The organism is Klebsiella sp. HMSC16A12, assembly GCF_001808265.1.
In the GTDB taxonomy this organism is placed as follows: Bacteria; Pseudomonadota; Gammaproteobacteria; order Enterobacterales; family Enterobacteriaceae; genus Klebsiella; species Klebsiella pneumoniae.
In genome coordinates this window covers 33,009-59,620 of record NZ_KV792636.1, presented here as the reverse complement: position 1 = coordinate 59,620, position 26,612 = coordinate 33,009, and the positions used below count along the sequence as shown (strand labels likewise).

General features: G+C 57.9%; 29 protein-coding genes and 3 pseudogenes. 17 read left to right on the top strand and 15 right to left on the bottom strand.

Features of this window, described 5'->3' with window-relative positions; all coding sequences use genetic code 11:
• Positions 1-44: 44 nt before the first annotated feature.
• The 5 genes and pseudogenes from HMPREF3140_RS19865 to HMPREF3140_RS29345 form a co-directional block, all read left to right on the top strand.
• Entirely contained in the window at positions 45-812 is a 768-nt protein-coding gene (locus tag HMPREF3140_RS19865) for an AraC family transcriptional regulator (protein ID WP_004189983.1), read from the top strand.
• Between the two features lie 202 nt (positions 813-1,014).
• The gene (locus HMPREF3140_RS19860; protein ID WP_004176101.1) at positions 1,015-1,239 is read left to right on the top strand and encodes a hypothetical protein; all 225 of its coding nucleotides are present in this window, start codon (positions 1,015-1,017) and stop codon (positions 1,237-1,239) included.
• 4 nt (positions 1,240-1,243) lie between these two features.
• A complete protein-coding gene (locus tag HMPREF3140_RS28925; protein WP_004184140.1) occupies positions 1,244-1,387 on the top strand; it encodes a hypothetical protein in 144 nt (47 codons plus the stop codon).
• 71 nt (positions 1,388-1,458) lie between these two features.
• The gene (locus tag HMPREF3140_RS27695; protein ID WP_004189986.1) at positions 1,459-2,079 is read left to right on the top strand and encodes a histidine phosphatase family protein; all 621 of its coding nucleotides are present in this window, start codon (positions 1,459-1,461) and stop codon (positions 2,077-2,079) included.
• A 110-nt stretch (positions 2,080-2,189) separates the two neighbouring features.
• Positions 2,190-2,294 (top strand): annotated as a pseudogene (locus tag HMPREF3140_RS29345) (LysE family translocator); the annotation flags it as partial.
• Between the two features lie 45 nt (positions 2,295-2,339).
• Here HMPREF3140_RS29345 and HMPREF3140_RS19850 read toward each other — a convergent pair.
• On the bottom strand, positions 2,340-2,849 hold the full coding sequence (locus HMPREF3140_RS19850) for a cysteine hydrolase family protein (protein WP_032411523.1): 510 nt from the start codon (positions 2,847-2,849) through the stop codon (positions 2,340-2,342).
• Between the two features lie 319 nt (positions 2,850-3,168).
• Here HMPREF3140_RS19850 and HMPREF3140_RS19845 point away from each other — a divergent pair, with 319 nt between their 5' ends.
• Positions 3,169-3,918 (top strand): SDR family oxidoreductase, encoded by a 750-nt coding sequence (locus tag HMPREF3140_RS19845; RefSeq protein ID WP_323807266.1) that lies wholly within the window; start codon positions 3,169-3,171, stop codon positions 3,916-3,918.
• Positions 3,919-4,052: 134 nt separating this feature from the next.
• Here the strand turns inward: HMPREF3140_RS19845 and HMPREF3140_RS19840 are convergent, their stop codons facing one another.
• Complete coding sequence (locus HMPREF3140_RS19840) at positions 4,053-4,778, bottom strand: type 1 glutamine amidotransferase (RefSeq protein WP_070553076.1); 726 nt, start codon at positions 4,776-4,778, stop codon at positions 4,053-4,055.
• A 92-nt stretch (positions 4,779-4,870) separates the two neighbouring features.
• Here HMPREF3140_RS19840 and HMPREF3140_RS19835 point away from each other — a divergent pair, with 92 nt between their 5' ends.
• Entirely contained in the window at positions 4,871-5,671 is an 801-nt protein-coding gene (locus HMPREF3140_RS19835) for an AraC family transcriptional regulator (protein WP_009485809.1), read from the top strand.
• A gap of 459 nt (positions 5,672-6,130) precedes the next feature.
• On the opposite strand, the pseudogene HMPREF3140_RS27685 reads toward HMPREF3140_RS19835, so the two are convergent.
• Both HMPREF3140_RS27685 and HMPREF3140_RS19825 read right to left on the bottom strand, forming a co-directional pair.
• Positions 6,131-7,030, bottom strand: a pseudogene (locus tag HMPREF3140_RS27685) (hypothetical protein).
• 202 nt (positions 7,031-7,232) lie between these two features.
• Positions 7,233-7,589: an ASCH domain-containing protein gene (locus tag HMPREF3140_RS19825; protein WP_074195477.1), complete on the bottom strand. Its 357-nt coding sequence runs from the start codon at positions 7,587-7,589 to the stop codon at positions 7,233-7,235.
• Between the two features lie 177 nt (positions 7,590-7,766).
• Here HMPREF3140_RS19825 and HMPREF3140_RS29340 point away from each other — a divergent pair.
• A pseudogene (locus HMPREF3140_RS29340) lies at positions 7,767-7,934 on the top strand (EamA-like transporter family protein); the annotation flags it as partial.
• Positions 7,935-7,937: 3 nt separating this feature from the next.
• Here HMPREF3140_RS29340 and fabF read toward each other — a convergent pair.
• Genes fabF through HMPREF3140_RS28920 form a run of 5 tightly spaced genes read right to left on the bottom strand, consistent with a single transcriptional unit; the run spans position 7,938 to position 12,494 of the window.
• Entirely contained in the window at positions 7,938-9,212 is a 1,275-nt protein-coding gene (gene fabF, locus HMPREF3140_RS19810; RefSeq protein ID WP_070553074.1) for a beta-ketoacyl-ACP synthase II, read from the bottom strand.
• A gap of 19 nt (positions 9,213-9,231) precedes the next feature.
• Positions 9,232-10,794 (bottom strand): DHA2 family efflux MFS transporter permease subunit, encoded by a 1,563-nt coding sequence (locus HMPREF3140_RS19805; RefSeq protein WP_015958439.1) that lies wholly within the window; start codon positions 10,792-10,794, stop codon positions 9,232-9,234.
• On the bottom strand, positions 10,791-11,834 hold the full coding sequence (locus tag HMPREF3140_RS19800) for an HlyD family secretion protein (RefSeq protein WP_023301909.1): 1,044 nt from the start codon (positions 11,832-11,834) through the stop codon (positions 10,791-10,793). The genes HMPREF3140_RS19805 and HMPREF3140_RS19800 overlap by 4 nt, the downstream gene beginning before the upstream one ends.
• Positions 11,818-12,375 (bottom strand): winged helix-turn-helix transcriptional regulator, encoded by a 558-nt coding sequence (locus HMPREF3140_RS19795; RefSeq protein WP_004176109.1) that lies wholly within the window; start codon positions 12,373-12,375, stop codon positions 11,818-11,820. The genes HMPREF3140_RS19800 and HMPREF3140_RS19795 overlap by 17 nt, the downstream gene beginning before the upstream one ends.
• Positions 12,372-12,494, bottom strand: a complete 123-nt coding sequence (locus tag HMPREF3140_RS28920; protein ID WP_032409959.1) for a hypothetical protein — start codon at positions 12,492-12,494, stop codon at positions 12,372-12,374. Before HMPREF3140_RS28920 ends, HMPREF3140_RS19795 begins: the two co-directional genes overlap by 4 nt.
• A gap of 201 nt (positions 12,495-12,695) precedes the next feature.
• Here HMPREF3140_RS28920 and asd point away from each other — a divergent pair, with 201 nt between their 5' ends.
• Positions 12,696-13,814 carry an aspartate-semialdehyde dehydrogenase gene (asd, locus tag HMPREF3140_RS19785; protein WP_004199947.1) on the top strand — a complete coding sequence of 373 codons (1,119 nt, stop codon included), beginning with the start codon at positions 12,696-12,698 and terminating at the stop codon, positions 13,812-13,814.
• A 37-nt stretch (positions 13,815-13,851) separates the two neighbouring features.
• On the opposite strand, the gene HMPREF3140_RS19780 is transcribed toward asd, so the two are convergent.
• From HMPREF3140_RS19780 to hpxW, 5 genes are all read right to left on the bottom strand, one after another.
• Positions 13,852-14,274 carry a GNAT family N-acetyltransferase gene (locus HMPREF3140_RS19780; protein ID WP_032413015.1) on the bottom strand — a complete coding sequence of 141 codons (423 nt, stop codon included), beginning with the start codon at positions 14,272-14,274 and terminating at the stop codon, positions 13,852-13,854.
• An 85-nt stretch (positions 14,275-14,359) separates the two neighbouring features.
• Positions 14,360-14,746, bottom strand: a complete 387-nt coding sequence (gene hpxZ / locus HMPREF3140_RS19775; protein WP_002905421.1) for an oxalurate catabolism protein HpxZ — start codon at positions 14,744-14,746, stop codon at positions 14,360-14,362.
• The gene (locus tag HMPREF3140_RS19770) at positions 14,743-16,140 is read right to left on the bottom strand and encodes an AtzE family amidohydrolase (RefSeq protein ID WP_032411519.1); all 1,398 of its coding nucleotides are present in this window, start codon (positions 16,138-16,140) and stop codon (positions 14,743-14,745) included. Before HMPREF3140_RS19770 ends, hpxZ begins: the two co-directional genes overlap by 4 nt.
• Positions 16,137-16,322 (bottom strand): oxalurate catabolism protein HpxX, encoded by a 186-nt coding sequence (gene hpxX / locus HMPREF3140_RS19765; RefSeq protein ID WP_004176113.1) that lies wholly within the window; start codon positions 16,320-16,322, stop codon positions 16,137-16,139. Before hpxX ends, HMPREF3140_RS19770 begins: the two co-directional genes overlap by 4 nt.
• 10 nt (positions 16,323-16,332) lie before the next feature.
• Positions 16,333-17,919 carry an oxamate amidohydrolase gene (gene hpxW, locus HMPREF3140_RS19760; RefSeq protein WP_023280102.1) on the bottom strand — a complete coding sequence of 529 codons (1,587 nt, stop codon included), beginning with the start codon at positions 17,917-17,919 and terminating at the stop codon, positions 16,333-16,335.
• Positions 17,920-18,098: 179 nt separating this feature from the next.
• Here hpxW and hpxU point away from each other — a divergent pair, with 179 nt between their 5' ends.
• The 7 genes from hpxU to hpxK all read left to right on the top strand — a co-directional run bounded on the left by hpxU (position 18,099) and on the right by hpxK (position 24,500).
• Complete coding sequence (gene hpxU, locus HMPREF3140_RS19755) at positions 18,099-18,938, top strand: MurR/RpiR family transcriptional regulator HpxU (protein ID WP_004176115.1); 840 nt, start codon at positions 18,099-18,101, stop codon at positions 18,936-18,938.
• A gap of 214 nt (positions 18,939-19,152) precedes the next feature.
• Positions 19,153-19,938 carry a transporter substrate-binding domain-containing protein gene (locus tag HMPREF3140_RS19750; protein WP_004143665.1) on the top strand — a complete coding sequence of 262 codons (786 nt, stop codon included), beginning with the start codon at positions 19,153-19,155 and terminating at the stop codon, positions 19,936-19,938.
• A 9-nt stretch (positions 19,939-19,947) separates the two neighbouring features.
• Complete coding sequence (locus tag HMPREF3140_RS19745) at positions 19,948-20,613, top strand: amino acid ABC transporter permease (RefSeq protein ID WP_004176117.1); 666 nt, start codon at positions 19,948-19,950, stop codon at positions 20,611-20,613.
• Positions 20,613-21,269 (top strand): amino acid ABC transporter permease, encoded by a 657-nt coding sequence (locus HMPREF3140_RS19740; protein ID WP_070553073.1) that lies wholly within the window; start codon positions 20,613-20,615, stop codon positions 21,267-21,269. The genes HMPREF3140_RS19745 and HMPREF3140_RS19740 overlap by 1 nt, the downstream gene beginning before the upstream one ends.
• Positions 21,250-21,987 (top strand): amino acid ABC transporter ATP-binding protein, encoded by a 738-nt coding sequence (locus HMPREF3140_RS19735; RefSeq protein ID WP_004143660.1) that lies wholly within the window; start codon positions 21,250-21,252, stop codon positions 21,985-21,987. The genes HMPREF3140_RS19740 and HMPREF3140_RS19735 overlap by 20 nt, the downstream gene beginning before the upstream one ends.
• A gap of 15 nt (positions 21,988-22,002) precedes the next feature.
• Positions 22,003-23,244 carry a pyridoxal-phosphate-dependent aminotransferase family protein gene (locus HMPREF3140_RS19730; protein ID WP_023280099.1) on the top strand — a complete coding sequence of 414 codons (1,242 nt, stop codon included), beginning with the start codon at positions 22,003-22,005 and terminating at the stop codon, positions 23,242-23,244.
• Complete coding sequence (gene hpxK / locus HMPREF3140_RS19725; protein WP_023280098.1) at positions 23,241-24,500, top strand: allantoate amidohydrolase; 1,260 nt, start codon at positions 23,241-23,243, stop codon at positions 24,498-24,500. Before HMPREF3140_RS19730 ends, hpxK begins: the two co-directional genes overlap by 4 nt.
• A 32-nt stretch (positions 24,501-24,532) precedes the next feature.
• Here the strand turns inward: hpxK and HMPREF3140_RS19720 are convergent, their stop codons facing one another.
• Positions 24,533-25,510, bottom strand: a complete 978-nt coding sequence (locus HMPREF3140_RS19720; RefSeq protein ID WP_021440157.1) for an NAD(P)H-dependent flavin oxidoreductase — start codon at positions 25,508-25,510, stop codon at positions 24,533-24,535.
• Positions 25,511-25,684: 174 nt separating this feature from the next.
• On the opposite strand from HMPREF3140_RS19720, the gene HMPREF3140_RS19715 reads away from it, so the two are divergent.
• Complete coding sequence (locus HMPREF3140_RS19715) at positions 25,685-26,575, top strand: LysR family transcriptional regulator (RefSeq protein ID WP_074195479.1); 891 nt, start codon at positions 25,685-25,687, stop codon at positions 26,573-26,575.
• Positions 26,576-26,612 lie beyond the last annotated feature (37 nt).

Genomic DNA, 26,612 nt, shown 5'->3' with positions numbered 1-26,612 from the left:
GTAGCGCTCAATTACCTTTGTAAATTGGTCAGAGGGAGGCAGGTGTGCGCAACGTAAAAATTGACGAGTTCGATCGACTCGATCGTGATGTGGTGGCGTTAGGTAATGACTATGCGCAGGGATTTATCCTGCCCCCGCACCAGCATCGTCGCGCACAGCTACTGTATGGCGCGACCGGACTGATGTATGTCACTACGCAGGACGGAGAATGGGTGGTTCCTCCGCAACACGCTGTCTGGATCCCCCCTGAAACCGTGCATGCCGTCAGATTTGCAGGGGTGACCACGCGTAGCTTGTATATTGAGCCAGATTGTGTGGCCGCTTTCATTAAACACCGTCGTTGCGAAGTGATCAGCGTCTCGCCGCTGTTGCGCCAGCTACTGCTTGAGGCTGTGGATTTACCACCGTTGTACGACAGCCCACGCGATCGCACGCTGATACAGTTGATGTTGCTGGAACTGGCCGCTATGCCGGTCCGCGAATTTGACATTCCGTTGCCGCAGCATCCGGCGCTGCTGGCGCTTTGTCAGGCTTTTTTGCTTAACCCCTCTATCCATGATCCTGCGGCGCGCTGGGCCAGGGCGCTGTTTATGAGTCCTAGTACCTTTCGCCGCCATTTCCTGAAGCAGCTGGGCCTGTCATTTTCCGCCTGGCGTCAGCGAGCCTGCGTGGTGAGCGCCCTGGCATGGTTGATAGCAGGCAAACCGGTGAACGAAGTGGCATTATCCCTTGGATACGACAATGCGTCCTCTTTCGCCACCATGTTCCGCCGCGTGACCGGGCAGCCGCCGTCGTTTTATCACCCAGCCTGAGGCGTCGGAGAAGGGGACTCCCGCAGCATGTGTCGGAAATGAATGTCGCTTTTATGGCGTTGCTATGCGTTTACGCGGTCATAAGACAGATAATCCAGGAAGGCCTGGCTTCGTTTTCAGGTACCCCTACATTTAGTGGTGGCTACATCCAGGCGGTTTATCTATTCTGCCTGTAACCGTGAGAAGACCGGAGTCTCTCTTTGTGAACCATCTTATCGTTGAAAAAATCATCATCATCATTCTTCTCATCCTGTGGGGATTCGATACCTTCAGAACCAGGAAAAGAAAACGCTATGATCCCGCGATTGAAGCGGCTGATGCCAGCGAACGTTATCAATGGCGCTATCTGAGATGGGGATTTCGAATCATACAGGTGGTAGCGGGAGTGTATATCGTCGTTCAACTGATACAGGTATTACTGAGATAGAGGCATGGGCAGAGTTGCTTTTCGCGTCGACAAGGGGAAGCGTTCGCTCTGTGCCAGAGCAGACGTTAACGTCGATAACTACGTCACTTCTGAAGCTGAACATAACCATTATCAGCTACACTTGTTCCTGTTTTTCGTCGAGAGCTGAGAACTTGCCTGCATATCAAAGGAGGGTTTTTAGATGATAACATTTCAAATAACGGCTTATGTGACCCTGCAATGATGCAAGTGATACTGGTTCGACACGCGGAAACAGAATGGAATGTAAAAAATATTATTCAGGGACACAGTGATAGCGCATTGACGCTTCGTGGGGAGCGTCAAACATCAGCTTTATTGGCAGCGTTTGCAGAGAGTGATTACCGGGTAGAATGTGTTTACGCGTCTCCACTTGGCCGGGCCTGGCAAATGGGACAGCGCCTGGCTGAGCGTTTTTATTGTTCACTGATAGCTGAACCGGCTCTGAAAGAACAGGCTTTTGGTCAGTTTGAAGGCATGACAACCGTAGCGCTGCTGCAAAATAATCCGGACGCCGCAGAAGCATTATTCACCCTGGATGCAGAGTATTGTCCGCCAGGGGGTGAGTCTCTCTCAGATGCTTCGCAGCGAATGATACATTTTTTATCCAGTCTGGAAAAAAAACATCATCATCGAACAATATGTATTGTGTCTCACGGGCAGGTCATTCAGGGCGTGCTTGCGACATTAAAAAGTGGATCTGTGGATGATTTTCACCGCTATGCACAACCCAATGCGAGTTACGCCGTTTTCGAGCTGATTAATGGAAGCTGTACCGTTCTAAGCTGGGGGATCGCGACACATTTACGTCACCTGGATTAGCCGTTACCTTGCTGTCATTCAAATCGATGATGATTGAAGTACAACGTCCGCTTCTTGCCCGCATCGAACGGAGGTAACGTAGCGGAAATATGTTTTCGGACTCTACCAGGATGCCTTCCATCGAAACGTTTATGACTTTCCTTCTCGCACTGACGCTTCTGGAGATTTCTCCTGGGCCAGACATGATGCTGACTATCGCCACCAGGAGCGGACGTTCAGATGACTGGGGATCCCCGGTTATATCCTCCCGTTTTTTGACGTCAGAAATTCATAGTTTTATGCTTAGGTTTTGATATTTCAGAGGAACTGGTAACAAAAGCATGTTGAGGTAGAACTTTTTTAAGTAAAAACATATTGGTGTCAGGATCTGGATCTGCGCAATAATCATTCACAACGATAAGGCGGTAATCCAGATCAAAAGCTTGTCCGACTGTGGAAAGCACCACACGACTGGTAGTTACACCCGTAAGAATCAGGTTTTCGATGCCTTGAGCACGAAGGATCATCTCAAGTTCAGTAAACGAGAAAGCTCCGACTCTGCGTTTGACGATGACGACTTCATTTTCTGCTGGAGCAACATCAGGATGAATAGCCGTGCTCTCGTTATCAGCCATAAAAACTCCATTCTCCTTAATCGAAGCGAAGATAGTGTTGTTTTTGCTGACCTCTGGATACCCCTTGCGGAATCCGACGCTGACATAAATGACCGGTACGCCTGCTGTGCGCGTAGCGGCAATCAGCGGAAAGCCGCCTCCGCCTTCTTGAGGCAATCAATTCAAGCAGACGTAGCCTGAGGGCGAGGGGTATTGCGATATCCTAATATAAGTCGCCAGTTTTGATGACAGAACGACAAAAATCCGCTTTTCGCTCACAGCGGATCTTCACCTGCGTTAGCTCGTCCGCTCCTCCCTTAAAGCTGCCCTTTACGGCAGACTAGTGCCAGGAGCGGATGTTGCATGCCCACAGGAGCGCGATGGAAATGTAGCAGTACAACTTATCCCTATCGTCAAAAAATGGCACTAACTGAAAGATGTCAATCTGCTTCCTCATATATATCTACATTCCCCCCTATTCATTAATAAAGGATGGATGAAGATGCTGAGAGGTAAAAGAGCTGTAATTACCGGTGGTGGCACGGGATTTGGTCAGGCGCTGAGCGTATGGTTAGCGCGAGAAGGCGTCGAGGTGGATTTTTGCGCGAGGCGCGCTGATGACATTCAAAAAACTTGCAGTATCATTACGGCTGAAGGCGGAATGGCGAAAGGGCATCTCTGTGATTTAACCCTACCTGAATCCCTTTCTCAGTTTTCTTCACAGTTGTTAACTTTAGACAAGCCCATAGACATTTTAATCCTCAATGCTGCTCAGTGGCTTTCAGGAACGTTAGACGATCAATCAGACACAGAAATCATAAATACTATCAGTTCAGGCCTGACAGGTTCTATTCTGCTGACTCAGGCATTGCTACCCGGGTTAAGACGTTCAGAAAGTGCGGATATCGTCTCAATTATATCTTCATGTGGGATTCCTAATTTTACAGATTCAATTGCGCACCCCGCTTTTTTTGCCAGTATACACGGGCTTAGCGGGTTTACAACTAAACTTTCGTACCAGTTGTCTAAAGAAAATATACGTGTGACTGGGTTGTATCCCCCGGATTTCGAGCTGACAGGGTTAGAGGCGTTTGTCGATAGCCAGCCCAAAATGGGGGAACGTCTGATGAATGGGCGTTCAGTCTGGGAAACAATTCGCTTTGTGCTGACTCAACCCCGTAATTGCCATATCAGGAGCATCTACTTTGAAGGCCCAACTCGCGAAAAACTGGCAGTCAGAAGCTGAGTCTGCGACGTTTAACAGTGTAGCCAACGTCCGCTGATCGCTCATATCAGACCTTCAACTCAGATAGCTTGTCCGCTCTGTGCCAGGAGCGGACATTAAAATCAAAACCGATGGCAAGCTTACCGAGCATAACATTATGCTTGCGCTGCTGTGTAACGTGCTTCCAGCTTATCCAAAAAGCCAAAAAGCACTTGATTCATTTCACTGTAATCGTGCGCCCGGAGCGCTTCAGGCGTGTCAACGAAACGAAATTCTGCTGCACGGCTCAGGTCTTTCTCAGAATGAGCGATCAGCCGTTCTACAACGTCCAATGTGAGCTCCATGTGGCACTGGAAACCAAAGACGCGGTCTGAATAGGCAACGATCTGCCGCGGACAGCCTTCGCTGTAAGCAATAATTTTGGCCTCTGGCGTCAAACCTAGCATATCGTTATGCCAGTGACCCACTTCCAGTGTTTTCCCAAAGTGAGAGAACATCTCATCCTTCCTGCCGTCTTCGGTCAATGTGATCGGGAATTTACCAATCTCTTTTTCCTGGCTATGAGAGAACGGCGCGCCCAGCGCTTCACCAATGAGCTGTGAACCCAGGCAGATACCGATCACCGCCTTACCGGTTTTAACCGCGGAAGCAATCAGCGCCTGTTCCGCTTTAGCATTAAAGTGCGGGCACGCTTCAAGCGTGGTGTCCGGATCTTGCGGACCGCCCATAACGATAAGAAAATCGATGCCTACGGCGTCATCAGGTAGCCGATCGCCTGCATAGACGCGTGAGTAAGTTACATCATGACCCTGGTTTATTGCCCAGGTTTCATATGCGCCCGGGGCTTCAAAACTTTCATGTACGATAAAGTGTACACGCATGAGGTTAAGCTCCTGTAATATCTTTGATGATCAGGATGATAAGTCACGCACCCATTGCCTAAGGCTCTACTCCGGGTGGTTCCAGTTTCGATATGATAATGGCAGGGGCTAAATCTGAAATGCCAGGTAGTATAGATAAAGCGCCAAGACATGATGAGGCCACAGGCTGGTCTAGTACTGCGATAAGCTATCAACGTGGTGAGGTAGATCCTCCCCATCATCATGTTGAGGGGCAGCTACTCTTCGCCACCAGAGGGGTTATGCTGGTGCAAACAGAGAGTGACCGTTGGGTGATCCCTCCTCAGCGGGCATTATGGCTACCGCCTTTGCATATCCATAGTTATCATCTGCTTTCACAAACCGATCTCAGGGCGATCTATTTCAGCAGTAGCCTTATCGCAGAATGTACGAGCTTTACGAAGAGTCAGCAGGTGCATGTGATCACGGCTACGCCCTTAGTCAAAGAGCTTATCGCAGGGCTGTTCAGTGAGGACTACGCCAGACCGAGTCAACGGAAGATAGCGTTGTTGCTTCTGGAAATTCTCAGCGAGGCTCCACCTTTAACGATGGCGCTTCCCATGCCGAATGATGAGCGATTATTTAGCGCGGCCAGATCGCTACTGGTCAATCAGCGCTGGGAAGCATCGCTGAGCGAGCTGGCTTTTATGTCGGCCATGTCGGAACGGACCTTTTCCCGATTGTTTATGAAGGATACAGGCTTTAGTTTTAGAACATGGAAGCAGAGAGCCAGAATTTGCGCTTCGTTGGATCTTCTCGCGAACGGTGTTCCAATCAAACAGGTCGCTTACCAGCTTGGTTTCTCATGCCCGGCGGCCTTTACCGCTGCTTTTCGCTGCATTTTGGGGGCAACGCCACGCGATTATGTGCCTTAAACCGGGAAACCCTCAAAGCGGTCTTTGAGACTGTCATGGGCATATTACCAGACGCAGAAACCCTGCGAGGGCAGGGGTATCCCGCCTTTGCTGTTGAGAAAGGTTGTTTAATTTGCACCCGACACACTCTCATTGATTAAAGCACGGAGTGGAGATTACTGCGGTCCATAGTTCTGACAAACCGTGAAAGAGAAGGCCTGCATGAAGAAAAAAGGTGTCGCGATGTGTGATGAAATTACCTTATGACAGACCTTGCGGTGATTTACGGCACCGGGTGGATTCCGGACGCTGTGAGCCCCTCATTGCTACGAAGCCTGATTCTGCTGTACCTCAGGCCATATGATAGCCTGCGCAACAATCACATCCTGCCCATTAATGCGTCCAGGGGAGTACTCCCGGGCCCTGCACGTCCCTGTGTGCCAAAAGCGGAAGTAGGCTGATGATAAATTAGCGTTGATGTTAATCGTGGGTTCTGCAGATGGGTAGAAATTGATAACTTAGGATGCAAGTTCGTCCCGCTCTTTCTGCAGTTTTCATCGAGGGGATATTCTCCGGAATAATTGTGCCCATATACATGGATAGTTCCGAATCGGAATGAGTTAATAATCGGTACAGCAGGCGTTGCGCTCGGGCCGACAATGATCGACCACGAAAAGCAGGAAGTATTACTTTGTCAGTAATACGATATCCTCTCAGAAAAGCGAGGTTTCCTTTCTGGCATATTAGCAACCCGGCGCGAACATCGTTTTCATAGATAATATATACTTCTCTCTCAGAAATATGGTCACACAACTCTTCGTCATCAACTGCTACCAAATTGCTTGCAGACAGTTCGCGAACTGTCTGCCATGTATGCTTATAGGCATCACCCAGGGCCTGACAACACCAGTCAAAATCTTCGTATATCGCCACTTGCAAAGTAAGAGATTTATCATTGAATTCAGGGGGTTAAGAAAAAGAAGTGGCATATATATACTGGTCAGGAATACCCTGCGGGAAGGACTGGCCTGGCACAAGAATGCGGACATACTGAGCTCTGAGTTGTGACCATTCCTTACTAATGAGTTCTAATGCAGTATGATTTAGGTCAGAATCCATACCTACAATATCAATAAAAGGTTTGTTAATATTTCCGCCCTGATAACGGGGGCCAGTAAGAAATTGCTTTCCATCAATTTTGAGTTTTCGTTGTAAAAAATATTCCTGACATAATCCAGTTTCTTTCCAGGGAAATCGCGCCGAGAAACTTCTGTCTGTACACCTCGATTCCTGCTCTGACAACCATTGTTTTAACCATGAACGTAGAGTAACTTCAGGCACAGGTAGCCTGGCATATTGAGATAGCATGTAAGATAGCATAAAAAATATTTTGCCCTTGGATGTAAAAATGTCTTTTTAAACAAATCAGAATAGTTCTACTCTCATTTTATTACCAATTATAGCTGGCACATCAGCTCCTTGCTCAATGCGGACCTTTAGCTCGACAGCTTGTCCGCTCCGCGCCAGAAGCGAACAGTGTTATGAGTGGCCAGTGATAAAACGTCAGCCCGTTGACCTTGCCTTACAGCACCTCAACCACTTCAAATTCTTCTGCGATCAACTCCATATCTTCAGAAAAATGACCTTCAGAGCTGAAAAATCTCTGATGCTCTTTCTTCCAGTATTCAAGGCTTAAATCGCCTTCACCTTCTTTGCGGGCGAACGCTTCAGTGACATCACAAAAACGAACCAGCTGCATCGAAATCAGTCTGATCACGCAAACTGGAACATTCTGACCATCAAGAATAATGTTATAACTCCCGATTCTCGGGGCGGATTCTTCCTGCTGGTAAGAGGCATAAGATCCGCAAGAGGCCGTTTTGATCCCTTTTTTGATCAGGTCAGCAAGCTCGTTAGCCAGTTCCGGACTGTCACCCATTTGCCAGGCATCTGCGCCGGGATATTTCTTTTTTATTTCCTCAACCTCAACCATGAAAATTCCTTCGTTATCGTCAATGAAAAGAAAAGCTATCCCTTTTTTAACATGAGCGGTCCCAACATAATAGGCGATATCATTATTTAGATAGTGTGGTCCGTTCTTCGCTCAAAACTGACCTTGATCGATAACTTCGGCTGGCTGGACAATGCGTCGATTCCATTCTCGATGAGCCGAATCGGCGCCATTGTCTCCCTGGGTATTGCGCTGTACTTGATTTACTCCTGCAGCAGGGCAAAAGCCGCAACGGTGGAAATCCCCCGTCGGCCAGTACCGCGGGGGAGCTGACGATTATTGCCAGCGTTTCAGCAGCAGGCTGGCGTTAACGCCGCCAAAGCCAAAACCGTTCGACAGCGCGTAACGCATCTTCTGCGGGCGGGCCTGCAGCGCCACCAGATTGAGACCTGCCGCCTCTTCATCGGGGTGATGCAGGTTCAGCGTCGGCGGCACCACCTGGTCACGCAGCGCCTGAATGGTGAAGATGGCCTCGATCCCGCCGGCCGCGCCTAACAGATGGCCGGTGGCGGATTTCGTCGAGGTAATGGCGACCGGATGGGCGCCAAACAGCGTTTTAATCGCCGCCAGCTCGCCTTTATCACCGACCTGCTTCGAGGTGGCGTGGGCGTTGATATGGTCAATCTCTTCCGCGGACACTCCGGCCTGGCGAAGGGCGGTTTCCATGGCCCGACGCGCGCCGTTCCCGTCTTCCGGGCCCGCGGTCAGGTGATAAGCATCTGCGCTGGTGCCGTAGCCCACCAGCTCGGCCAGCGGCGTGGCGCCGCGCGCCAGCGCGTGCTCCAGCGACTCGATCACGATAAGCCCGGCGCCTTCTCCCATCACAAATCCATCGCGGTCGCGGTCAAAGGGGCGGGAAGCGCTTTCCGGCTGGTCGCTGTAGGCGCTGGACAGCGCCCTTGCCGCGGCAAACCCGGCCAGGCTAACGCGATGAATTGCCGCTTCCGCGCCGCCGCAGAGGGCAATATCCGCCTCGCCGCTGCGGATCATCCGCGCTGCATCGCCGATGGCCTGGGCACCCGCTGCGCAGGCGGTGACCGGCGCGCCGATGGGGCCCCGGAAGCCGTGGGCGATGGACACATGCCCGGCGGCCAGGTTGGCCAGAAAAGAGGGAATGGTGAATGGGGAGAGGCGACGCGGCCCGCGTTCATCGGTGGTATGTACCGCATTGGCGATCTCACTGAAGCCGCCGATCCCGGTGGCGATCACCGTGGCGGTACGTTCCTGTTCGGCCGCAGATGCTGGCGACCAGCCGGCCTGGGTCAGCGCTTCACGGGCGGCGACCAGCGCAAACTCAATAAAGCGATCCATCTTTTTGCGCTCTTTCGCGGGGATGGTCGCCAGCGGGTCGAAGCCGTGCAGCGGATCGCTGTCAATGGACGGCACCTGGCCGGCCACTTTGCAGGGAATATCCGCGACCAGCTGCTCGCTGAGCCTGGTGACCCCTGACTTTCCTGCCAGCAGCGACTGCCAGACGTGCTGTACGCCGCAGCCCAGCGGGCTGACAATCCCCATCCCGGTGACGACAATGCGTTTAACGGAAACGCCCATAGTTAACTCTCCTGTAGTATCAGTGTGCCGGCGGCTTTTTCATCAAGGGAACCAGCAGCGCGGCAAGTAAAAAACCCATCATGATGAGGTAGAACGCATCGGAAAAGGCCTGGGTTCGCGCCTCCCGTAGCGCCAGCGCGGAAAGATTTTTCAGCGCCGCCGTCTGCGCGGCATCCGGCGAGATCCCCTGGACGGTGAAGTTTGCCGCGCTGCGCTGAACAAAATCGCTCATTGCCAGGTTGGCGTTATTCAGATGGTCCGCCAGGCGGCTATAGTGCAGATTGGTTCTGTCGTTAAGCACCGTGCCGCACAGGGCGATGCCGATGGCGCCCCCGAGGTTGCGCATCAGATTAAACAGCCCGGAGGCCAGCTTCAGGCGCGCGGGCGGCAGGCTGCCCAGCGTCAGGGTCACCGTTGGCGCGACGGCAAACTGCTGCGCCAGTCCGCGAAAGGCCTGCGGGAGCAGCAACTGGTCCGCCCCCCAGTCGTGAGTGATCGGAACAAAGCTGTACATTGACACCGCAAAGCCGATCAGCCCGGCCATCAGCAGCCAGCGCAGATCGACGCGGTTGGCGAGCCACGAATAAAATGGAATAGACATGACCTGGAACAGACCGGTGGAAAATACCGCCAGGCCGATCTCCAGCGCACTGAAACCGCGCACACTCCCCAGATACAGCGGGGTTAAATAGATGGTGGCGAAGATGCCGACGCCGGCCATAAACGAGAAATAGCAGCCGAGGCTGAAGGTTCGATCCTGCAGGGCGCGGAGATCCATCACCGGCTGCGGATGGCGCAGGGTGCGGATAACAAAGGCCACGCCGCAGAGCAGGGCGACCCAGGCGGTGGTCGTCAGGGTCGCGTCATCAAACCAGCCCCAGCGCGGACCTTCTTCGAGGGTATATTCCAGGCAGCCGAGGGACAAGGCCAGCAGCAGAATACTGAGATAGTCGGCGCCGCGCAGCAGAGTGGGGTCGGCGCTGTCTACTTTTACCAGCAGCGGCACTGCCACCGCGATGTAAATCCCCGGAACAACGTTGATAAAGAACAGCCAGTGCCAGTTGTAGTTTTCGGTGATCCAGCCGCCCACCGTTGGACCCAGCGTAGGGGCGAGGGAGGCCAGGCCGCCGATCGTCGCCGCGGCGATGACCCGCTGTTTGCCCTGAAAAAAGGCGAAAGCGGTGGTGAACACCAGGGGGATCATCGACCCGCCCGCCAGTCCCTGCAGGGCGCGGAAGGCGATCATACTCTGGATGTTCCACGCCCAGCCGCACAGCAGGCTCATCAGCGTGAAGCCCGCCGCGGAAGCGGCAAACAGCCAGCGGGTCGACATGACCCGGGCCAGCCAGCCGGAAAGCGGGATAATAATGATCTCGGCGATCAGGTAGCTGGTTTGTACCCAGACGGTTTCATCGTCGCCCGCCGACAGGCCGCCGCCAATATCCCGCAGCGAGGCGGAGACGATCTGGATGTCGATAAGGGCAATAAACATCCCCACGCACATGCTGGCGAAGGCGAAGATCTTCTTCGCCGTCGGCATCGACAGACCCTGCGGGGCGGACAGCGCCTGAACGGTGCTCATCGAGGGCTCTTTTCGTTCACGGTGACGATCACCGACAGTCCCGGGCGCAGGACGTCAAGCTTTGCCCCGTCACCTTCCAGCGCAATGCGGACCGGCACCCGCTGCACGATTTTAGTGAAATTCCCGGTCGCGTTCTCCGCCGGCAGAATGCTGAAGCGTGAGCCGGTCGCCGGCGCCAGGCTGGCGACATGCCCCTTAAAGGTATGGTTCGGCAGCACATCGGCGACGATGGTCACCGGCTGGCCGGCACGCATATGCGCCAGCTGGTTTTCCTTGAAGTTAGCGTCAATCCACAGGCCGTGCGCGGGTACCAGGGAGAGCAGCTGCGTACCGCTGCTGACGAAGGAGCCGGACCACGCGCGGCGGTTGCCAATCACCCCATCGAACGGTGCGCGAATGTCGGTATAGCTGAGGTTCAGCCTGGCCATCTCGAGGTTAGCCTGGGCCTGCGCCAGGGCAGCCAGGATTTGCTGCTGGCGAGCATCCAGCACCGCCAGCTGACGTTCGGCCACGGTTTTATCCGCTTTGGCCTTCTCCTGCTCGGCGTGCGCCCGGCGATAATCGGCGGAGGCGTTATCGCGGATCTGTGCGGAAATCGCGCTCGACGCGGCCAGGGCGTTATAGCGTCGGTTGTCGTTAGCCAGTTTTTCGGTTGCCGCTGTGGCGGCCAGTAACGAGGCCGCAGAGCCGGCAATGGTCGCCTGCTGAAGCTGGCGGGTAGCCTGGATATCGGCCAGCGCGGCCTGCTGCGCCGCCACTTCTCCGGCGGCTTTCGCGAGGGCGGCGCGATAATCGCGGTCGTCAATGCGGATCAACAGGTCACCTTTTTTCACCGCCATATTGTCCTGCACCGCCAGCTGCTGGATATAGCCGGAGACTTTGCTGGAGATGGCGCTAATGTCGCCGCCGACATAGGCATCATCGGTGGTCTGCATAAAGCGCCCGGTATGCCACCAGTAAACGCCGTAGCTCGCTGCCGCCAGGGCGGCAGCGCCCAGGGCCGCCAGGACAAGAATATTTTTCTTACTGGTCGGATTCATTGCTGGCATCTCTGTAAGGTTCAGGCTGGAATTTTTGTCCGCTATCGCCTTCGCGTTTGCGCAGCAGATATTCATGACGATATTTCATCAGCGGCGAGGCGGCGGGGCCCGGCACCATGGCGTATTTACCCGGGATAATCTCTTCCCCAGTCGCTTTATCCACCATGACTGGCTCCACGTGGCGCTGGGTTGCCATTTCCACCAGCTGCATCTGACGCCCTTCGGGGGCGAAGTGGCGATTACCCCATTCCGCCAGCGCCAGCAGCACCATGCGGAAATCGCGGCCGCGCGGCGTGAGGTGGTATTCGTAGCGCGGCGGGGTGCTGCTGTAGCACACCTTCTCCAGCAGTCCGTCATCGACCAGTTCCTTCAGGCGGCGCGACAGAATATTGGGCGCGACGTTGCTGCTTTTCTGGAACTCGTCAAAGCGGGTAAAGCCCGCGAAGGCATCGCGCAGAATCATGATGCTCCAGCTGTCGCCGATGCGGCCCAGGCTGCGGGCGATGGGGCAGGGAGCGTGGCAAAGCGGTTCATTTTTCATGGGCTGTCCAGTAACCAGGTGGCTTTTGCCAGCAAATTGACATAGTAACTATCAAAATGCAAGTTACTCTTCATGGTACCCAGAGAAGAAGCTGCTCCCGTTTCGCTACGCCGTTTCACCTTTGAATGCCGAATATTGGACAGTCGCCGCCGCCTTATATCTTCTTGACCGTAATAAGAGATAAATATCGCTGATGGCAGATGAAACATTTTAATAATGATAAAAATCGATGTGCTGGGTAATGACCTTTATTGGGGGATACGATATAAGGTATGGCGACACTCAAATTAACATTCTCATAACTTATAAAGGTTAAATAAATGAAGCAGGTGGGTATTGTTGGTTGGCGAGGGATGGTGGGCTCAGTATTGTTGCAACGCATGATCGAAGAAAATGATTTCGACGATATTACAGCGCATTTTTTTAGTACCTCCAGTGCGGGTGCCCCGGGCCCGGTTATTAATGGTAGAAGCGACAGGCTGAAAGATGCGAATTCCCTTAGCGCACTCGCCGAAATGGATATCATCATCACCTGTCAGGGCGGGGATTATACCAAAGCCATCTATCCGGCGTTAATTAACCATGGCTGGCAAGGTTACTGGATTGATGCGGCTTCGGCGCTGCGGATGGATGAAAGAGCCTGCATTATTCTCGACCCCGTCAACCGCGAAAATATCGATCGTGCGGTAAAAGCGGGAATTAAACTGTTTGTCGGCGGCAACTGCTCCATTACGCTGAGCCTGATGGGGTTGGCCGGGCTGATAAAAGCGGATCTTATCGAATGGATGAGCGTGATGACCTATCAGTCTGCCTCCGGGGCGGGCGCCAAACAGGTGCGGGAATTAATCGCACAAAGCGCTTATATCAGTCAGCATTTATCCGCTGATGAACTGACATCATCAGGTTCCGTGCTGCCATTGGTAAATAAAGTGAGTGAGTTGATTAACAGCGCGGGCATGCCGGTGGAGACTTTTGGCGTCCCCCTCATGGGCAGCATCATTCCGTGGATCGACAGCGATCTGGGCGATGGAAACAGCCGCGAAGAATGGAAGGGCGAGGCGGAAACTAATAAAATTCTTGGCCTTGCGCCGGGTACCATCCCGGTCAATGGTTTATGCATTCGGGTCGGGGTGATCCGCTGTCACAGCGCGGCGATTACGCTGAAACTTAAACGTGAGGTCAGCGAAGCGGAATTTGCTGAGTTAGTCACCCATTCCCATCCGTGGGTAAACTATGTCCGCAATAATAAGCAAGAGAGTGTCAGTAAATTGACCCCGGCTGCTATTAGTGGTTCGCTGCAGGTAGGTATTGGCCGCTACAAGAAAATGTCGCTAAATAATGACCCAGTCTACTCGGTGTTAACGGTTGGCGATCAGCTATTGTGGGGGGCTGCGGAGCCCCTGCGCCGCATGTTAAATATCCTGCTGGGCAAAATATAGTTACGGTCATCCGGGGAAAGCCCTCGCGCGCAGGCGGTTAAGACAAATGTTTAACGAAGCGTTTGCGAACATCCTTGTAGCCGTTATTTTCATAAAATTGATGCGCTCTGATTCTTTTTTCACTACTTGAAAGCTCGATCTGAGCGCATTGTTTATCACGGGCGAGGCGCTCTGCGGCCTGGAGAAGCTGCTGGCCTATCCCTGATCCACGTGACGATTCCTCGATGACCAGCGCGGAAATTAATGCCCATAAACGGTTCTCATGTACCGGTAAAATAAAATTGATAACGATTACGCCACACACGGCGTTTTCTGTTTCCGCCACCAGCGCACTCATCATGCTCTGCGGGGCAGTGATGCGTTGCGCTAAGATCGCCGTCTCCGTCTGATAGCCCAACTGCAGAAATAGCGTTTGCAGCGAGGGGATATCTTTTGCTTCAGCAGCTCTGATGAACACCATGATCTTCGACTCCAAATAGCGTGTTACCGGACCGGAAGCGGGCCGGTGGATACCTTATTCTCCGGTCCGCTCCCGTATACGCCACTCAGTCCATCAGACTGACCTGGGCGGCGACAATCCGCCAGCCGTAGGGGAAGCGTACCCAGGTCTGCTGCTGGCGGCCCAGGCGGGCGCTGCCTTCGCGGGTGAACTCGGTACTGCACACCGCCATATCCGCGCCAAAGGTGGTAATGGTGGTATGGCGCAGATCGCGGGCCAGACCGGCGGCGGGGCGGGCGGCGCGAAAGGCGCGGATCGCCTCAATGCCATACAGATTTTCGCCGGCTCCCAGCCGTACGGTGCGCGGGTCGTGCCAGAACAGCGCATCAAGCGCCTCGATGTTATTGCTGACCAGCGCCTCTTCATACTGATAAAACGCCGCCGTCACCTCGGCGAGGATCGCCGGGCGGTCTACATTATCCAGATTGATCATGCTGCACTCTCCGCCACTCGGGCATCGGTAATGCCCATCGCTTCCAGCGCCCGCGCGGCGCGAAGACAGGCTTGTTCGTTAAACGGCGCGGCAATCAGCTGCAGGCCAATCGGCTTACCGCTGGCGGTACGCAGGGGCACGGTCACCACCGGCAGACCGAGGAAGGAGATCGGCTGGGTCAGCATGCCCATGCTGGCGCGCACCGGCAGCGGCTGGCCGTTAATCACTATCTCCTCGGCGCCAATCGGCGTGGCGCTGCATGGAGTGGCCGGGGCAATCAGCACGCCGGCCTGACTGAACAGGGATTTGATCGCCTGACGGGCATGACGGCGGAAGCGCTGAGCCTGCAGATACCACGCCGAGGGGATCATCGCCCCGGCCAGCAGCCGCTCGCGGGAGTGGGGTTCAAAGCGCTCGGGCGAGTGGCGAAGATCCGCCAGATACTGATTGCCGCCTTCGCTGGCGCTGATGATAAAGGCCGCCGAGCGGGCCAGGGCGGCATCCGCGAACTGCAGCTCGCTGTCGGCGCTCAGCGCGTGGGCGACCCGATCCACGGCCGCCCGGGCGTCGTCATCGCACCAGGTGGTGAAATAGCCGCCCAGCCGCGCGCAGCGCAGCCCCTCCAGTCCGCGTTCCAGCAGATTGCCGGTGCGCTCGCTGGCTTTATCAGCCTGAAAGTCATCGGCCGGGTCGCGCCCCTGCAGGGCGTCATACACCGCGGCGAGGTCGGCCACCCGGCGGGCAAAAGGACCAATATGATCCAGACTGGCTACAAACGGATGGCTGCCAGAGCGCGACAGGCGCCCGAAAGTGGGTTTCAGGCCAAAGATCCCGCACAGCGACGCGGGGACACGGATCGAGCCGTTGGTGTCGCTGCCGAGGCTGAAATGAACCAGCCCGGCCGCCACCGCCGCGGCCGAACCGCCGGAAGAACCGCCGGCGATCCGCGACAGATCGTGCGGGTTGCGCGTCGCGCCATAGTAGCTGTTTTCGGTGGTAAAGCCGTAGGCGTAGGCGTCCATATTGAGCATCCCGCTGAGCAGGGCGCCGGCGCTGTGCAGCTGGCGCACCGCCCAGCTGTCGCTGGTCGCTGGCGGCCGGTCGCTCAGCAGTTCGGCGCCGGCGAGGGTGGTATGCCCGGCGACATCAAACAGATTTTTCACTGCGTAAGGAATCCCTGCCAGCGGCGGCAAGGGGCGCTTTTCCCGGCGCAGGGCGTCGATGCTGTCGGCCTCCGCCAGCATGCGCTGGGCGGTGACCTCGGTCCAGGCGTTGATCTGCGGATTCACGCGGGCGATATCGTCCAGCGTCTGGCGGGCGATCTCCCGGGCGCTCAGTTCGCCATCGTGCAGCGCACGCTGGAGATCGGCAATGGTGAAGTGTTGAAGAGTCATGCTTTATACACCCCCGCAATCTCCTCGCGCGGCCCGAGGGGATAGTCCATCAGCGGCTGCGCCATGGCGGCGATGCGGGCAAACTGGCGCTCCAGCTCCTTACGGCGCGGCGCATCCAGCTCCATATCCAACAGGTGAGTCATCTGCGTCAGATACTCGCTCCAGTCTGGCTGTGTGGTCATAGTCTGCTCCTTAGTATCCGGCGGCGGCGCCGTTGCTGCGTGGATCGGTCGCCCCTTCAAGCAGACCGTTGGGATGGCGGACAATGGCCCCGGCGTGGCCCATCGCTTCGCTGAAATCGGCCAGCACTTCTACGTCGTGCCCCAGCTCGCGCAGGCGCGCGATACAGGCGGGGGCAAAGCGTCCCTCCAGCTTCAGTGAGTCGGAGGACTGGCCCCAGGTGCGGCCCAGCAGCCAGCGCGGACGGGAGATGCTCTCCTGCAACGGCACCCCCTGCAGGATATAGCGGGTAAACAGCGCCGCCTGCGTTTGCGGCTGACCGTCGCCGCCCATCGAGCCATAGACCATCACCCGGCCATCGTTCAGGCGCGCGGCGGCAGGGTTGAGGGTGTGGAATGGCTGTTTGCCAGGGGCCAGCGCCAGGAGATGCTGCGGATCGAGGCTGAAGGCCGCCCCGCGGTTTTGCCAGACGATCCCGGTGTCCGGGAGTACCACGCCGCTGCCGAACTCGTGATAGATACTCTGAATAAACGACACTGCCAGTCCGCTGTTATCCACGACGCCCATCCAGACGGTATCGCCCGGGCCTTTGCCGCCGCCCCAGGGGGAAGCGCTGGCGTCGTCGATGCTGTCGGCCAGCGGCTGCAGGGCTTCCGGGGTGAGCAACTGCTGTACATCCACATCCAGATGGCGTGGATCGGTGATATGCGCATCGCGCAGGGCAAATGCCCGCTTGGTGGCTTCGACGATACGGTGCACCGTTTGCGCGTCGTCGGCATCGGCCATCTTCAGACGGTCGGTGATGCCAAGGATCGCCAGCGACACCAGTCCCTGCGTCGGCGGCGCAAGATTCCACAGCGTGCCCTGCTGGTGCTGGAGCGTCAGCGGCCCTGGACGCCGGGCGCGGTGGGCCTGCAGGTCGCCGAGGGTGATCGGCATCCCCAGCGCGGCCATACCCTGCGCGAGACGCTCGGCCAGCGGCCCGCGATAAAAGCTGTCGAGACCGTCGCTGGCCAGCATGCGCAGGGTACCGGCGAGGGCGGGCTGGCGGAAGCGGCTGCCGGGCCGCGGGGCCTCGCCCGCTACCAGCCAGGTTTCGCTGAAGCCCGGCTGATGGCGCAGCTCTTCCAGTTTGCTGGCGGTGGCGTGGGCCTGCGAGGCAGTGACCGGAATGCCGTCTTCGGCATAGCCGATCGCATCGGCCAGCAGGCGGGCCACCGGCAGCGCGCGGCCGGTTAAGTCCCGTGAAATACGCAGCGCCTCGTCCCAGCCGCTGACGGTGCCGGCGACGGTCAGCGCGGCCTGCGGTCCCCGGTGGGGAATATGCCGCTGTCCGGCGTAGGCCTCGAGGGTCGCCAGCGATCCGGCGGCCCCGCTGGCGTCAATGGCGATTGGGTCTCCCTCAGGCGGCACGATCAGCCAGAAGCCATCGCCGCCGAGGCCATTCATATGGGGATAGACGACGGCGATGGCCGCCGCGGCAGCCACCATCGCTTCAATGGCGCTGCCGCCCTCGCGCAGGATCGCCAGCGCGCTCTGACTGGCGAGGTGGTGGGGGGCCACCGCCATGCCGTGGGTCGAAACGTTGCTACTGTGCATAAATTATCCTTTCTGAACGAATCACCCGCAGAACACTGCAAAAGCTGTTCCATCTCTGAACGTTTCGTTTCATTGATAAAAACGATGACCAGAATTTTCCTACTGGCACGCTATGTGTAAGGCATAGCAGATACAGTATGATGAGGAATGGATGATGAAACGAAAGTTACAGGGGCGCTATGCAACAACTCGATGAACGACTGAAAGGGCAATACGCCTCGCTGTCGCCGCAGGAGCAGCGGGTGGCGGATTTCATCTTTGACCACTTTGACGACCTGATAAGCTACAACAGCGCCGAGCTGGCGCAGCTGAGCGGCGTGTCGAAAGCCACCGTCAGCCGGCTGTTTAAGCGCCTCGGTTACGACAAATATAAGGATATGCGCGATGAACTGCGCACTCTGCGTCAGAGCGGGATGCCGCTCACCGACCAGCGCGACGCGGTGCAGGGTAACACGCTGCTGGCGCGCCATTATAAGCAGGAGATGGCAAACCTCACCCAGTGGGTCAACGCCCTCGACGCCCGCCAGTTCGCTGAGGCGCTGACGGCGATGGTGGCCGCCCGCCGCATTGTGGTGATTGGCATGCGCAACGCCTATCCGGCGGCGCTGCATCTGCGCCAGCAGCTGCTGCAGGCCCGCGGCCAGGTGCTGGTGCTGCCCCAGCCGGGTCAGAGTCTCAGCGAAGAGCTGGTCGATCTGACCGCCGATGATCTGGTGGTAATGATGGCGTTTCGCCGCCGGCCGCGAATAGTACGCCCGCTGCTGCAGCAGCTGCAGCGCGACGGGGTGCCGGTCCTGTTAATGTGCGAGCCGCAGGCCCACAGCCTGTTTCCGCTCTCCCGCTGGCAGCTCTGCGCGCCGCTGGACAGCGTCTCCGCCTACGATAGCTATGCCTCGGTCAACAGCCTGATTAATCTGCTGGCCAATGCCTTTCTCCATGAAACGCTCGACAGCGGTCGTCCGCGCATCCACGATATCGCCACGCTTTACCAGCAGCTGGACGAGCTGGAACAACGCTGATGGGGCGCCAGCGTGGTGCTGTGCATTATTATGGTGCAATAAAAACCACGTCATGGCGCCGCCGCTCTCTGAGGACTTTTCCGTTAGCGCTTGTCCTTTCTCACTTTTTGTTTTAATTCCTCGCCAACCCTCGCCTCGTCCGTATCTGGCACATTAGTTGCAAAAACAGATTCAAAGAATCTTTTGTTTCATGCTAACGTAACGGGTAAACATCATGAAGAAACTGTTGATCGCGCTGGCCGGGGCCGCTTGTCTCCTATCGTCTGTTTCTGCCGCGCAGGCTGACCAGCTCCAGGATATTGAAAAACGCGGCGTCATCCGCATTGCCGTACCCCAGGACTTTCCACCGTTCGGCTCGGTGGGCACCGACCTGCAGCCGCAGGGGTATGACATCGATATGGCGCGCTATCTGGCGAAATCGATGAAGCTCAAGCTGCAGCTGGTCCCGGTGACCAGCGCCAACCGCGTGCCGTATCTGCAGACCGATAAGGTGGACCTGGTGATCTCCAGCCTCGGCAAGAACGCCGAGCGCGAGAAGGTGATCGACTTCAGCCGCGCCTACGCCCCGTTCTTCCTCGGGGTGTTTGGCCCGAAAGGGGCGGAGCTGAAGGACGCGGCCGCGCTGAGCGGCAAAAGCATCGGCGTGACCCGTGGGGCGGTGGAAGATATGGTGCTGACCAGCGTGGCGCCGCAGGCGGCGCAGATTAAGCGCTACGAGGACAATAACACTACGCTGTCGGCTTACCTGTCCGGTCAGGTGCAGTATGTCGCCACCGGAAACCTGGTGGTGGCGGCTATCTCCCGGCAGAACGCCGACAAAGCGCCGGTCCCGAGCTTTATGCTGAAGGACTCGCCGTGCTTTATCGGTCTGAAAAAGAACGAACCGGCGCTGAAGGCGAAAGTGGATACCCTCATCGAGCAGGGCATTAAGGACGGCACCCTCAACGGTCTGTCTGAGAAGTGGCTGAAAGCGCCACTGCCTGCCAGCCTCGGCGCGTAAGGTCTGGGGATGACGGAGCAACTTCATTTCTCTGAGCTCTGGCCGCACTGGCCGGAGCTGCTGGCCGGCCTGTGGGTGACGGTGCAGTTGACGGTGCTGGCGACGATCGGCGGACTGGCGATCGGCATCCTTGGGGCGGCGATCCGCAGCGGTCGCCCGGGAATGCTCAGCCGGGTATGGGGCGGATATGTGGAAATCATCCGTAATACGCCGTTTGTGGTGCAGCTCTTTTTTATCGTCTTTGGTTTACCGAACCTCGGACTGAAGATGACCGCCGGTGAAGCGGCGCTGCTGGCGATGGTGGTTAACCTCGGCGCCTATAGTACCGAGATCGTCCGCGCCGGCATTCAGGTGACGCCGAAGGGCCAGTGGGAAGCTGGTCGCGTGCTCGGGCTCAGCCGGACGCAAACCTTCGTTCGCGTCGTACTGCCCCCGGCGCTGCAGCGGATTTATCCGGCGCTGGTCAGCCAGTGCATCATTGTGATGCTCGGCTCGTCAGTGGTGTCGCAGGTCTCCTATGAGGAGCTGACCTTCGCCGCCAACCTGATCCAGTCGCGGACATTTTTGAGCTTTGAGGTCTATCTGGTGACCACCGGGATCTACTTAGCGTTATCGATAGCGATGCGCCAGCTGCTGATGGCGGCGGGGCGTAAATGGCTGGGGGTACAGGCCTGATGACCACTTTTACTGACTGGGACATTATCCGCAACCTGCTACTGGCCGGTCGCTGGACGGTGCTGCTGTCGCTGGTCGCGTTCACCGGCGGGGCGCTGGTGACCTTACCGTTACTGCTGCTGCGTCTCACCGGCGGACGCCAGGTGAAACGGCTGCTCCGCGGGTATATTGAGCTGTTCCAGGGCACGCCGCTGCTGATGCAGCTGTTTCTGGCATTCTTTGGCGTGGCGCTGTTCGGCGTTGACGTCTCGGCTTGGACCGCCGCCTCGGTCGCCCTGACGCTCTACACCAGCGCCTTTCTGCTGGATATCTGGTTCGGCAGCATTCGCGCGCTGCCGAAAGGCCAGTGGGAAGCCTCGCGCTGTCTCGGGCTGAGCTTCGGCCAGACCCTGTACCGGGTGGTGGCGCCGCAAGCGCTGCGCATTGCTATCGCGCCGACCGTCGGGTTCGCCGTACAGGTGATCAAAGGCACGGCGCTGGCATCGATTATCGGCTTTGTGGAGCTGACCAAGGCAGGGACGATGCTGACCAACGTCACTTATCAGCCATTTAAAGTGTTTGCCCTTGTGGCGCTGGGCTATTTCATTCTGTGCTATCCGCTGTCCCGCTACAGCCGCTATCTGGAGAACAAATTCAATGCCTCTCATCACCATTAATCAGATGCAGAAGTACTACGGCGACAACCATGTGCTGAAGGGCGTCGATCTGGATATCGACATGGGGGAAGTGATCTCGATCATCGGCCGCAGCGGCTCGGGTAAAAGCACCCTGCTACGCTGTATCAATGGTCTGGAGGGCTACCAGGAGGGAAGCATCAAGCTCGGGGGCATGACCATCACCAACCGCGATTCCCAGGCCCGGGAGATCAGCCGCTCCATCGGCATGGTGTTCCAGAACTTTAATCTCTTTCCGCACATGACGGCGCTGGAGAACGTCATGCTGGCCCCGCGGCGGGTGCTGAAGAAGTCCCAGGCAGAATGCCGGGAGCTGGCGCAGCGGATGCTGGAGAAGGTCGGGCTCGGCGACCGTCTGGATTACTACCCGGCCAACCTCTCCGGCGGCCAACAGCAGCGCGTGGCCATTGCCCGGGCGCTGGCCATGTCGCCGAAAGTTTTACTCTGTGACGAAATCACCTCGGCACTCGACCCGGAACTGGTGGGTGAAGTGCTGAAGGTGCTGGAGCAACTGGCGGCGGAAGGTATGACGCTGATCCTCGTCACCCATGAAATGAATTTTGCCCGCGAAGTGGGCGACCGCGTGGTGTTTATGCATCAGGGACGCGTCTGGGAGCAGGGCGACAGCAAAACGCTGTTCGCCAGCCCGCAGACCAGCGAACTGAAACAGTTTATCTCCTCGGTGCGCGGTCTTAACTAACGTAAGGAATGGCAGATGGATATCACTCAGTTTTCGCAAATTAACCCGCCGCAGCGCCTGCTGATGGGGCCGGGGCCGATCAATGCCGACCCGCGCGTGCTGCGCGCCATGTCGAGCCAGCTGGTTGGCCAGTACGATCCGGCGATGACCCACTACATGAATGAAGTCATGGCGCTGTACCGCGGCGTGTTTCGCACCGAAAATCGCTGGACGATGCTGGTCGACGGCACCTCGCGCGCCGGGATCGAAGCGATTCTGCTGTCGGCGATCCGTCCCGGTGACAAGGTGCTGGTGCCGGTGTTCGGCCGGTTTGGTCATCTGCTGTGCGAGATCGCGCGTCGCTGCCGGGCAGAGGTGCACACCATCGAGGTGCCGTGGGGTGAGGTCTTTACGCCGGATCAGGTTGAGGATGCGATCAAGCGCGTGCGGCCGCGCCTGCTGCTCACCGTGCAGGGCGATACCTCCACCACCATGCTGCAGCCGCTGGCGGAGCTGGGGGAGATTTGCCGTCGTCACGCTGTGCTGTTCTATACCGACGCCACCGCGTCGCTCGGCGGTAACCCGCTGGAAACCGACGCCTGGCAGCTGGACGCGGTGTCCGCCGGGATGCAGAAGTGCCTGGGCGGTCCTTCCGGCACCTCGCCCATCACCCTCAGCCCGCGGATGGAAGAGGTCATCCGCCGCCGCCGCTGCATTGAGCAGGGGATCCGCACCGATGCCCATCACGATGGCGTCGACGAGATGATCTACTCCAACTATTTCGATCTCGGCATGGTGATGGATTACTGGGGGCCGGAGCGCCTTAACCACCATACCGAAGCGACCTCGGCGCTGTTCGCCGCACGGGAGTGCGCGCGCCTGATCCTCCAGGAGGGACTCGACAACGGCATCGCCCGCCACAAACTGCACGGCGATGCGCTGCTGAAGGGCATCCAGGCGATGGGGCTCGAGACCTTTGGCGATCTGCGGCACAAAATGAATAACGTGCTGGGGGTGGTGATCCCCAACGGGGTCAACGGCGATCAGGTACGCAAACTGATGCTGGAAGATTTCGGCATTGAAATTGGCACCTCGTTTGGTCCGCTGCACGGTAAAGTCTGGCGCATTGGCACCATGGGCTATAACGCGCGTAAAGACTGCGTGATGCAGACGCTCAGCGCGCTGGAAGCGGTCCTGAACTACCTCAGGTTCACCACCACTCAGGGCGCGGCGATGCAGGCGGCCTGGGATCACTACCGCACCGAGGCCACCCTATGAGTGACACCGTCCGCCAGCAGGCGGAGAGAGAGGCGGCCGCCAGCCGGGTGATGGCGCGTGCCGATCGGCTGGCCGCCCTCAGCGAAACCGCCGATGCCCTGACCCGGGTCTATCTGTCGCCCGAGCATCTGCAGGCCAACCAGCTGGTGGGGCAGTGGATGCAGGCTGCCGGCATGATGGTGTGGCAGGACAGCGTCGGCAACATCTGCGGACGTTATGAAGGACAACAGGAGGGGGCGCCGGCGGTGCTGCTGGGCTCTCATCTTGACACCGTGCGCAACGCCGGACGCTACGACGGCATGCTCGGCGTGCTGGCGGCGATTGAGGTGGTCCAGCGTCTGCACCAGCAGGGGCGACGGCTGGCGAAGGCAATCGAGATCGTCGGCTTTGGCGATGAAGAGGGCACCCGCTTTGGCATCACCCTGCTCGGCAGTCGCGGCGTCACCGGCACCTGGCCTGAAAGCTGGCTGTCACAGTGCGATACCGACGGGGTGAGCGTCGCCCAGGCGCTGGTGAATGCCGGACTCGATCCGGCGCGGATCGCCCACGCGGCCCGTCACCCGCGGGATATCGCCGCCTATCTGGAACTGCATATCGAGCAGGGGCCGTGCCTGGAGCAGGCGGGGCTGGCGCTCGGCGTGGTGGAGGCGATTAACGGCGCCAGACGGCTGAACTGCCGTTTTACCGGCGAAGCTGGCCATGCCGGCACGGTGCCGATGCTCCATCGCAAGGACGCCCTCGCCGCGGCGGCGGAATGGATGATGCAGGTGGAAAACCTGACCCGGCAGCGCGGCGGTAACCTGGTGGCGACGGTCGGCACCCTGCGCTGTGCGCCGGGCGCGGTAAACGTGATACCGGGCGAGGTGCAGTTGACGCTGGATATTCGCGGCCCGCAGGATGCGCCGCTGACGGCGCTGCTTGAGGAACTGCTGGGGCAGGCGCAGGCCATTGCCGGGCGCCGCCAGCTGAGTTTCGCCGCCGAGGAGTATTATCGCATCGCCGCCACCGCCTGCGACAGTCACCTGCAGGCGGTGCTGAGCGAGGCGGTGGTGGCGGTGCAGGGGCGTTCCCTGACGCTGCCGAGCGGCGCAGGGCATGATGCTATCGCCATCGCCGAGCGCTGGCCATCGGCGATGCTGTTTGTGCGTTGCCTGGGGGGCGTCAGCCATCACCCGGCGGAGTCGGTCACCGCCGCCGACGTCGGGCTGGCTATCGACGCTTTCTCCCGGGCGGTAGAGAAGGTGGCCGACGCCTGATCGCGCCGGTCACCGTGCCCCGGCTGGCGGCTTTACACCGCCAGCTGGTTGACCACCTCGGCGACGGAGGTGATGGCATGGATGTTGCCGATCCCCGCGCCCACCGAGATATATCCCTCATCGGTATTCCCCTCCAGCATGCCCAGCCGCATCCCGCGCAGACCACCCATCGCCTGGGCCAGCTCGGTCCTGGAGGCGCCGGCCCGGTCCATGGCCACCAGTGTGTCGCTCAGTTTGCCGGGCAGCGCGCGGTAGTAGTCCGGCAGAGTACGGAACAGGCGCAGATCCAGACCGTTGGCGGCCACAATTTTCGCTTTCACCGAGTCGGGAACCCGGCTTTCGATGGTGCTGATAAATACCGAACCGGCGAAGACGCCCTCCGCCCCCAGGGCATGAACGGCGCGCGCGCCCCGGGCGTCGGTGATCCCTCCGGCGGCCATCACCGGAACCCGCTGTACCGCGTCAACGATCAGCGGGACGATGGTGAAGGTCCCGAGGGCGGTACCCGGCAGCGTGCCGCCTTCGTCAAAGCCGGTGGCGACAATAATATCCGCTCCGGCCTGCTCCGCGCGGCGGCTGTTCTCCGGCGTCGGGTTGATGTCACGATAGATAATGGTGATCCCGGCGGCTTTCAGTTCGTCGAACAGCGCCGGTTTTAACGAACCGTCGCCGTAGCCGGTGTAGACCACCACCTTAACCCCTTCCTCTTTGATCACCGGGAGGATCGCCGGCGTCCAGATGTCATTTTCCGCCGTCGGGATCAGGTTGACGCCAAAGGGTTTCTCCGTCAGCTGTTTGGTTTTGCGGATCTCTTCGCGCATTTTCGCGGCGGTGGCCTCCGGGGTGGAGACGGCGGTTGCCGCCGTCAGTCCGGCGTTCGGGCCCAGCACGCCAAGCCCACCGGCGTTGCCGACGGCCGCCACCAGACGAGCATCGGTTAGCCAGGAGAGGGGCCCCTGGACCACCGGTTTTTCAATACCCAGAATGCGGGCGACGCGGTTAGGTTGCATGCTATTTTTCCTTGTATGTTAATAAGTTATAAATTTGTTCGCCCCAGCGATGCGGCAATGAGGGCAGTGTAGGCGTCTTTATTGTTTTAAAAAATGAGCAAAAACTTTCATCACTATTATTAAATTAGTAATAATGTGAACTGATGAAGAGGTGGGAGGCGGGCCATCATGCAAATGAATCTGTTTGAAAATATTAAAATTTTTATTGAAATCGTCGATGCCGGCAGCTTTGCCCAGGCGGCGGAAAATTTGCAGATCCACCGACCGGCGGTGACCAAAGCACTGCAGCAGCTGGAGCAGGAGAGCGGGGTCCGGCTGCTGCAGCGCACCACCCGGCGTCTGTATCTTACGCCGGAGGGGGAAGAGTTTTATCGTCGCAGCAAACCGTTGCTCTCCCAGGCCGACGATCTGCTGGGGTCGTTCGCGCCGGACCGGCCGATCCGCGGTCAGCTGCGCGTTGATATGCCGATCGCCTTTGCCCGGCTGCTGGTGATCCCGCACCTGCCGGATTTTTATCAGGCCCATCCGGAGGTGGAGATTGTCCTCAGCAGCTCCGACGTACGCCGGGATATGCTGCGCGATGGTCTGGATTGCCTGCTGCGGGTGGGGGATCTTGAGGATGGCGACTATGTGGCGCGTTCACTGGGGGAGGTGGCGTTAACCACCTGCGCCAGTCCGGGCTATCTGGCGCGCTATGGGGCGCCCGCGACGCTGGAGGACCTGCAGTCGCATCTGGCGGTGAACTGGGTGAACAGCAGCAGCCGGCAGATTATGCCCTGGCGATTCCAGACCCCGGAGGGCATCAGGCAGATCGCCATTCCCGGTAAACTGGTGCTGGACAACTCTGAAGTCTTTACTGCTGCCGGGCTGGCGGGGCTGGGGATGCTGCAGGGGATGCGTTTCTTTTTGCAACCTTATATCGACAGCGGGCAACTGGTGGAAGTTTTGCCGGACTTTCCGGCGCCGCGTCGACCGTTGTCGCTGCTCTATCCGCACCGGCATCTCTCGCATAAGGTTCGGGTCTTTGCCGACTGGCTGCAGGGGCTGGTAGCGACCCTGGACTGACAATCGGCGCTGTCGCCTTGACTCTATCGGCTGAGCG

Coding starts and splice junctions, on each gene's coding strand:
- HMPREF3140_RS28925 (WP_004184140.1), top strand. CDS start 1,244: ATGGGCAGAGTTGCTTTTCGCGTCGACAAGGGGAAGCGTTCGCTCTGT.
- HMPREF3140_RS27695 (WP_004189986.1), top strand. CDS start 1,459: ATGATGCAAGTGATACTGGTTCGACACGCGGAAACAGAATGGAATGTA.
- HMPREF3140_RS19845 (WP_323807266.1), top strand. CDS start 3,169: ATGAAGATGCTGAGAGGTAAAAGAGCTGTAATTACCGGTGGTGGCACG.
- HMPREF3140_RS19840 (WP_070553076.1), bottom strand. CDS start 4,778: ATGCGTGTACACTTTATCGTACATGAAAGTTTTGAAGCCCCGGGCGCA.
- HMPREF3140_RS19835 (WP_009485809.1), top strand. CDS start 4,871: ATGATAATGGCAGGGGCTAAATCTGAAATGCCAGGTAGTATAGATAAA.
- HMPREF3140_RS19825 (WP_074195477.1), bottom strand. CDS start 7,589: ATGGGTGACAGTCCGGAACTGGCTAACGAGCTTGCTGACCTGATCAAA.
- fabF (WP_070553074.1), bottom strand. CDS start 9,212: ATGGGCGTTTCCGTTAAACGCATTGTCGTCACCGGGATGGGGATTGTC.
- HMPREF3140_RS19805 (WP_015958439.1), bottom strand. CDS start 10,794: ATGAGCACCGTTCAGGCGCTGTCCGCCCCGCAGGGTCTGTCGATGCCG.
- HMPREF3140_RS19800 (WP_023301909.1), bottom strand. CDS start 11,834: ATGAATCCGACCAGTAAGAAAAATATTCTTGTCCTGGCGGCCCTGGGC.
- HMPREF3140_RS19795 (WP_004176109.1), bottom strand. CDS start 12,375: ATGAAAAATGAACCGCTTTGCCACGCTCCCTGCCCCATCGCCCGCAGC.
- asd (WP_004199947.1), top strand. CDS start 12,696: ATGAAGCAGGTGGGTATTGTTGGTTGGCGAGGGATGGTGGGCTCAGTA.
- HMPREF3140_RS19780 (WP_032413015.1), bottom strand. CDS start 14,274: ATGGTGTTCATCAGAGCTGCTGAAGCAAAAGATATCCCCTCGCTGCAA.
- hpxZ (WP_002905421.1), bottom strand. CDS start 14,746: ATGATCAATCTGGATAATGTAGACCGCCCGGCGATCCTCGCCGAGGTG.
- HMPREF3140_RS19770 (WP_032411519.1), bottom strand. CDS start 16,140: ATGACTCTTCAACACTTCACCATTGCCGATCTCCAGCGTGCGCTGCAC.
- hpxX (WP_004176113.1), bottom strand. CDS start 16,322: ATGACCACACAGCCAGACTGGAGCGAGTATCTGACGCAGATGACTCAC.
- hpxW (WP_023280102.1), bottom strand. CDS start 17,919: ATGCACAGTAGCAACGTTTCGACCCACGGCATGGCGGTGGCCCCCCAC.
- hpxU (WP_004176115.1), top strand. CDS start 18,099: ATGCAACAACTCGATGAACGACTGAAAGGGCAATACGCCTCGCTGTCG.
- HMPREF3140_RS19750 (WP_004143665.1), top strand. CDS start 19,153: ATGAAGAAACTGTTGATCGCGCTGGCCGGGGCCGCTTGTCTCCTATCG.
- HMPREF3140_RS19745 (WP_004176117.1), top strand. CDS start 19,948: ATGACGGAGCAACTTCATTTCTCTGAGCTCTGGCCGCACTGGCCGGAG.
- HMPREF3140_RS19740 (WP_070553073.1), top strand. CDS start 20,613: ATGACCACTTTTACTGACTGGGACATTATCCGCAACCTGCTACTGGCC.
- HMPREF3140_RS19735 (WP_004143660.1), top strand. CDS start 21,250: ATGCCTCTCATCACCATTAATCAGATGCAGAAGTACTACGGCGACAAC.
- HMPREF3140_RS19730 (WP_023280099.1), top strand. CDS start 22,003: ATGGATATCACTCAGTTTTCGCAAATTAACCCGCCGCAGCGCCTGCTG.
- hpxK (WP_023280098.1), top strand. CDS start 23,241: ATGAGTGACACCGTCCGCCAGCAGGCGGAGAGAGAGGCGGCCGCCAGC.
- HMPREF3140_RS19720 (WP_021440157.1), bottom strand. CDS start 25,510: ATGCAACCTAACCGCGTCGCCCGCATTCTGGGTATTGAAAAACCGGTG.
- HMPREF3140_RS19715 (WP_074195479.1), top strand. CDS start 25,685: ATGAATCTGTTTGAAAATATTAAAATTTTTATTGAAATCGTCGATGCC.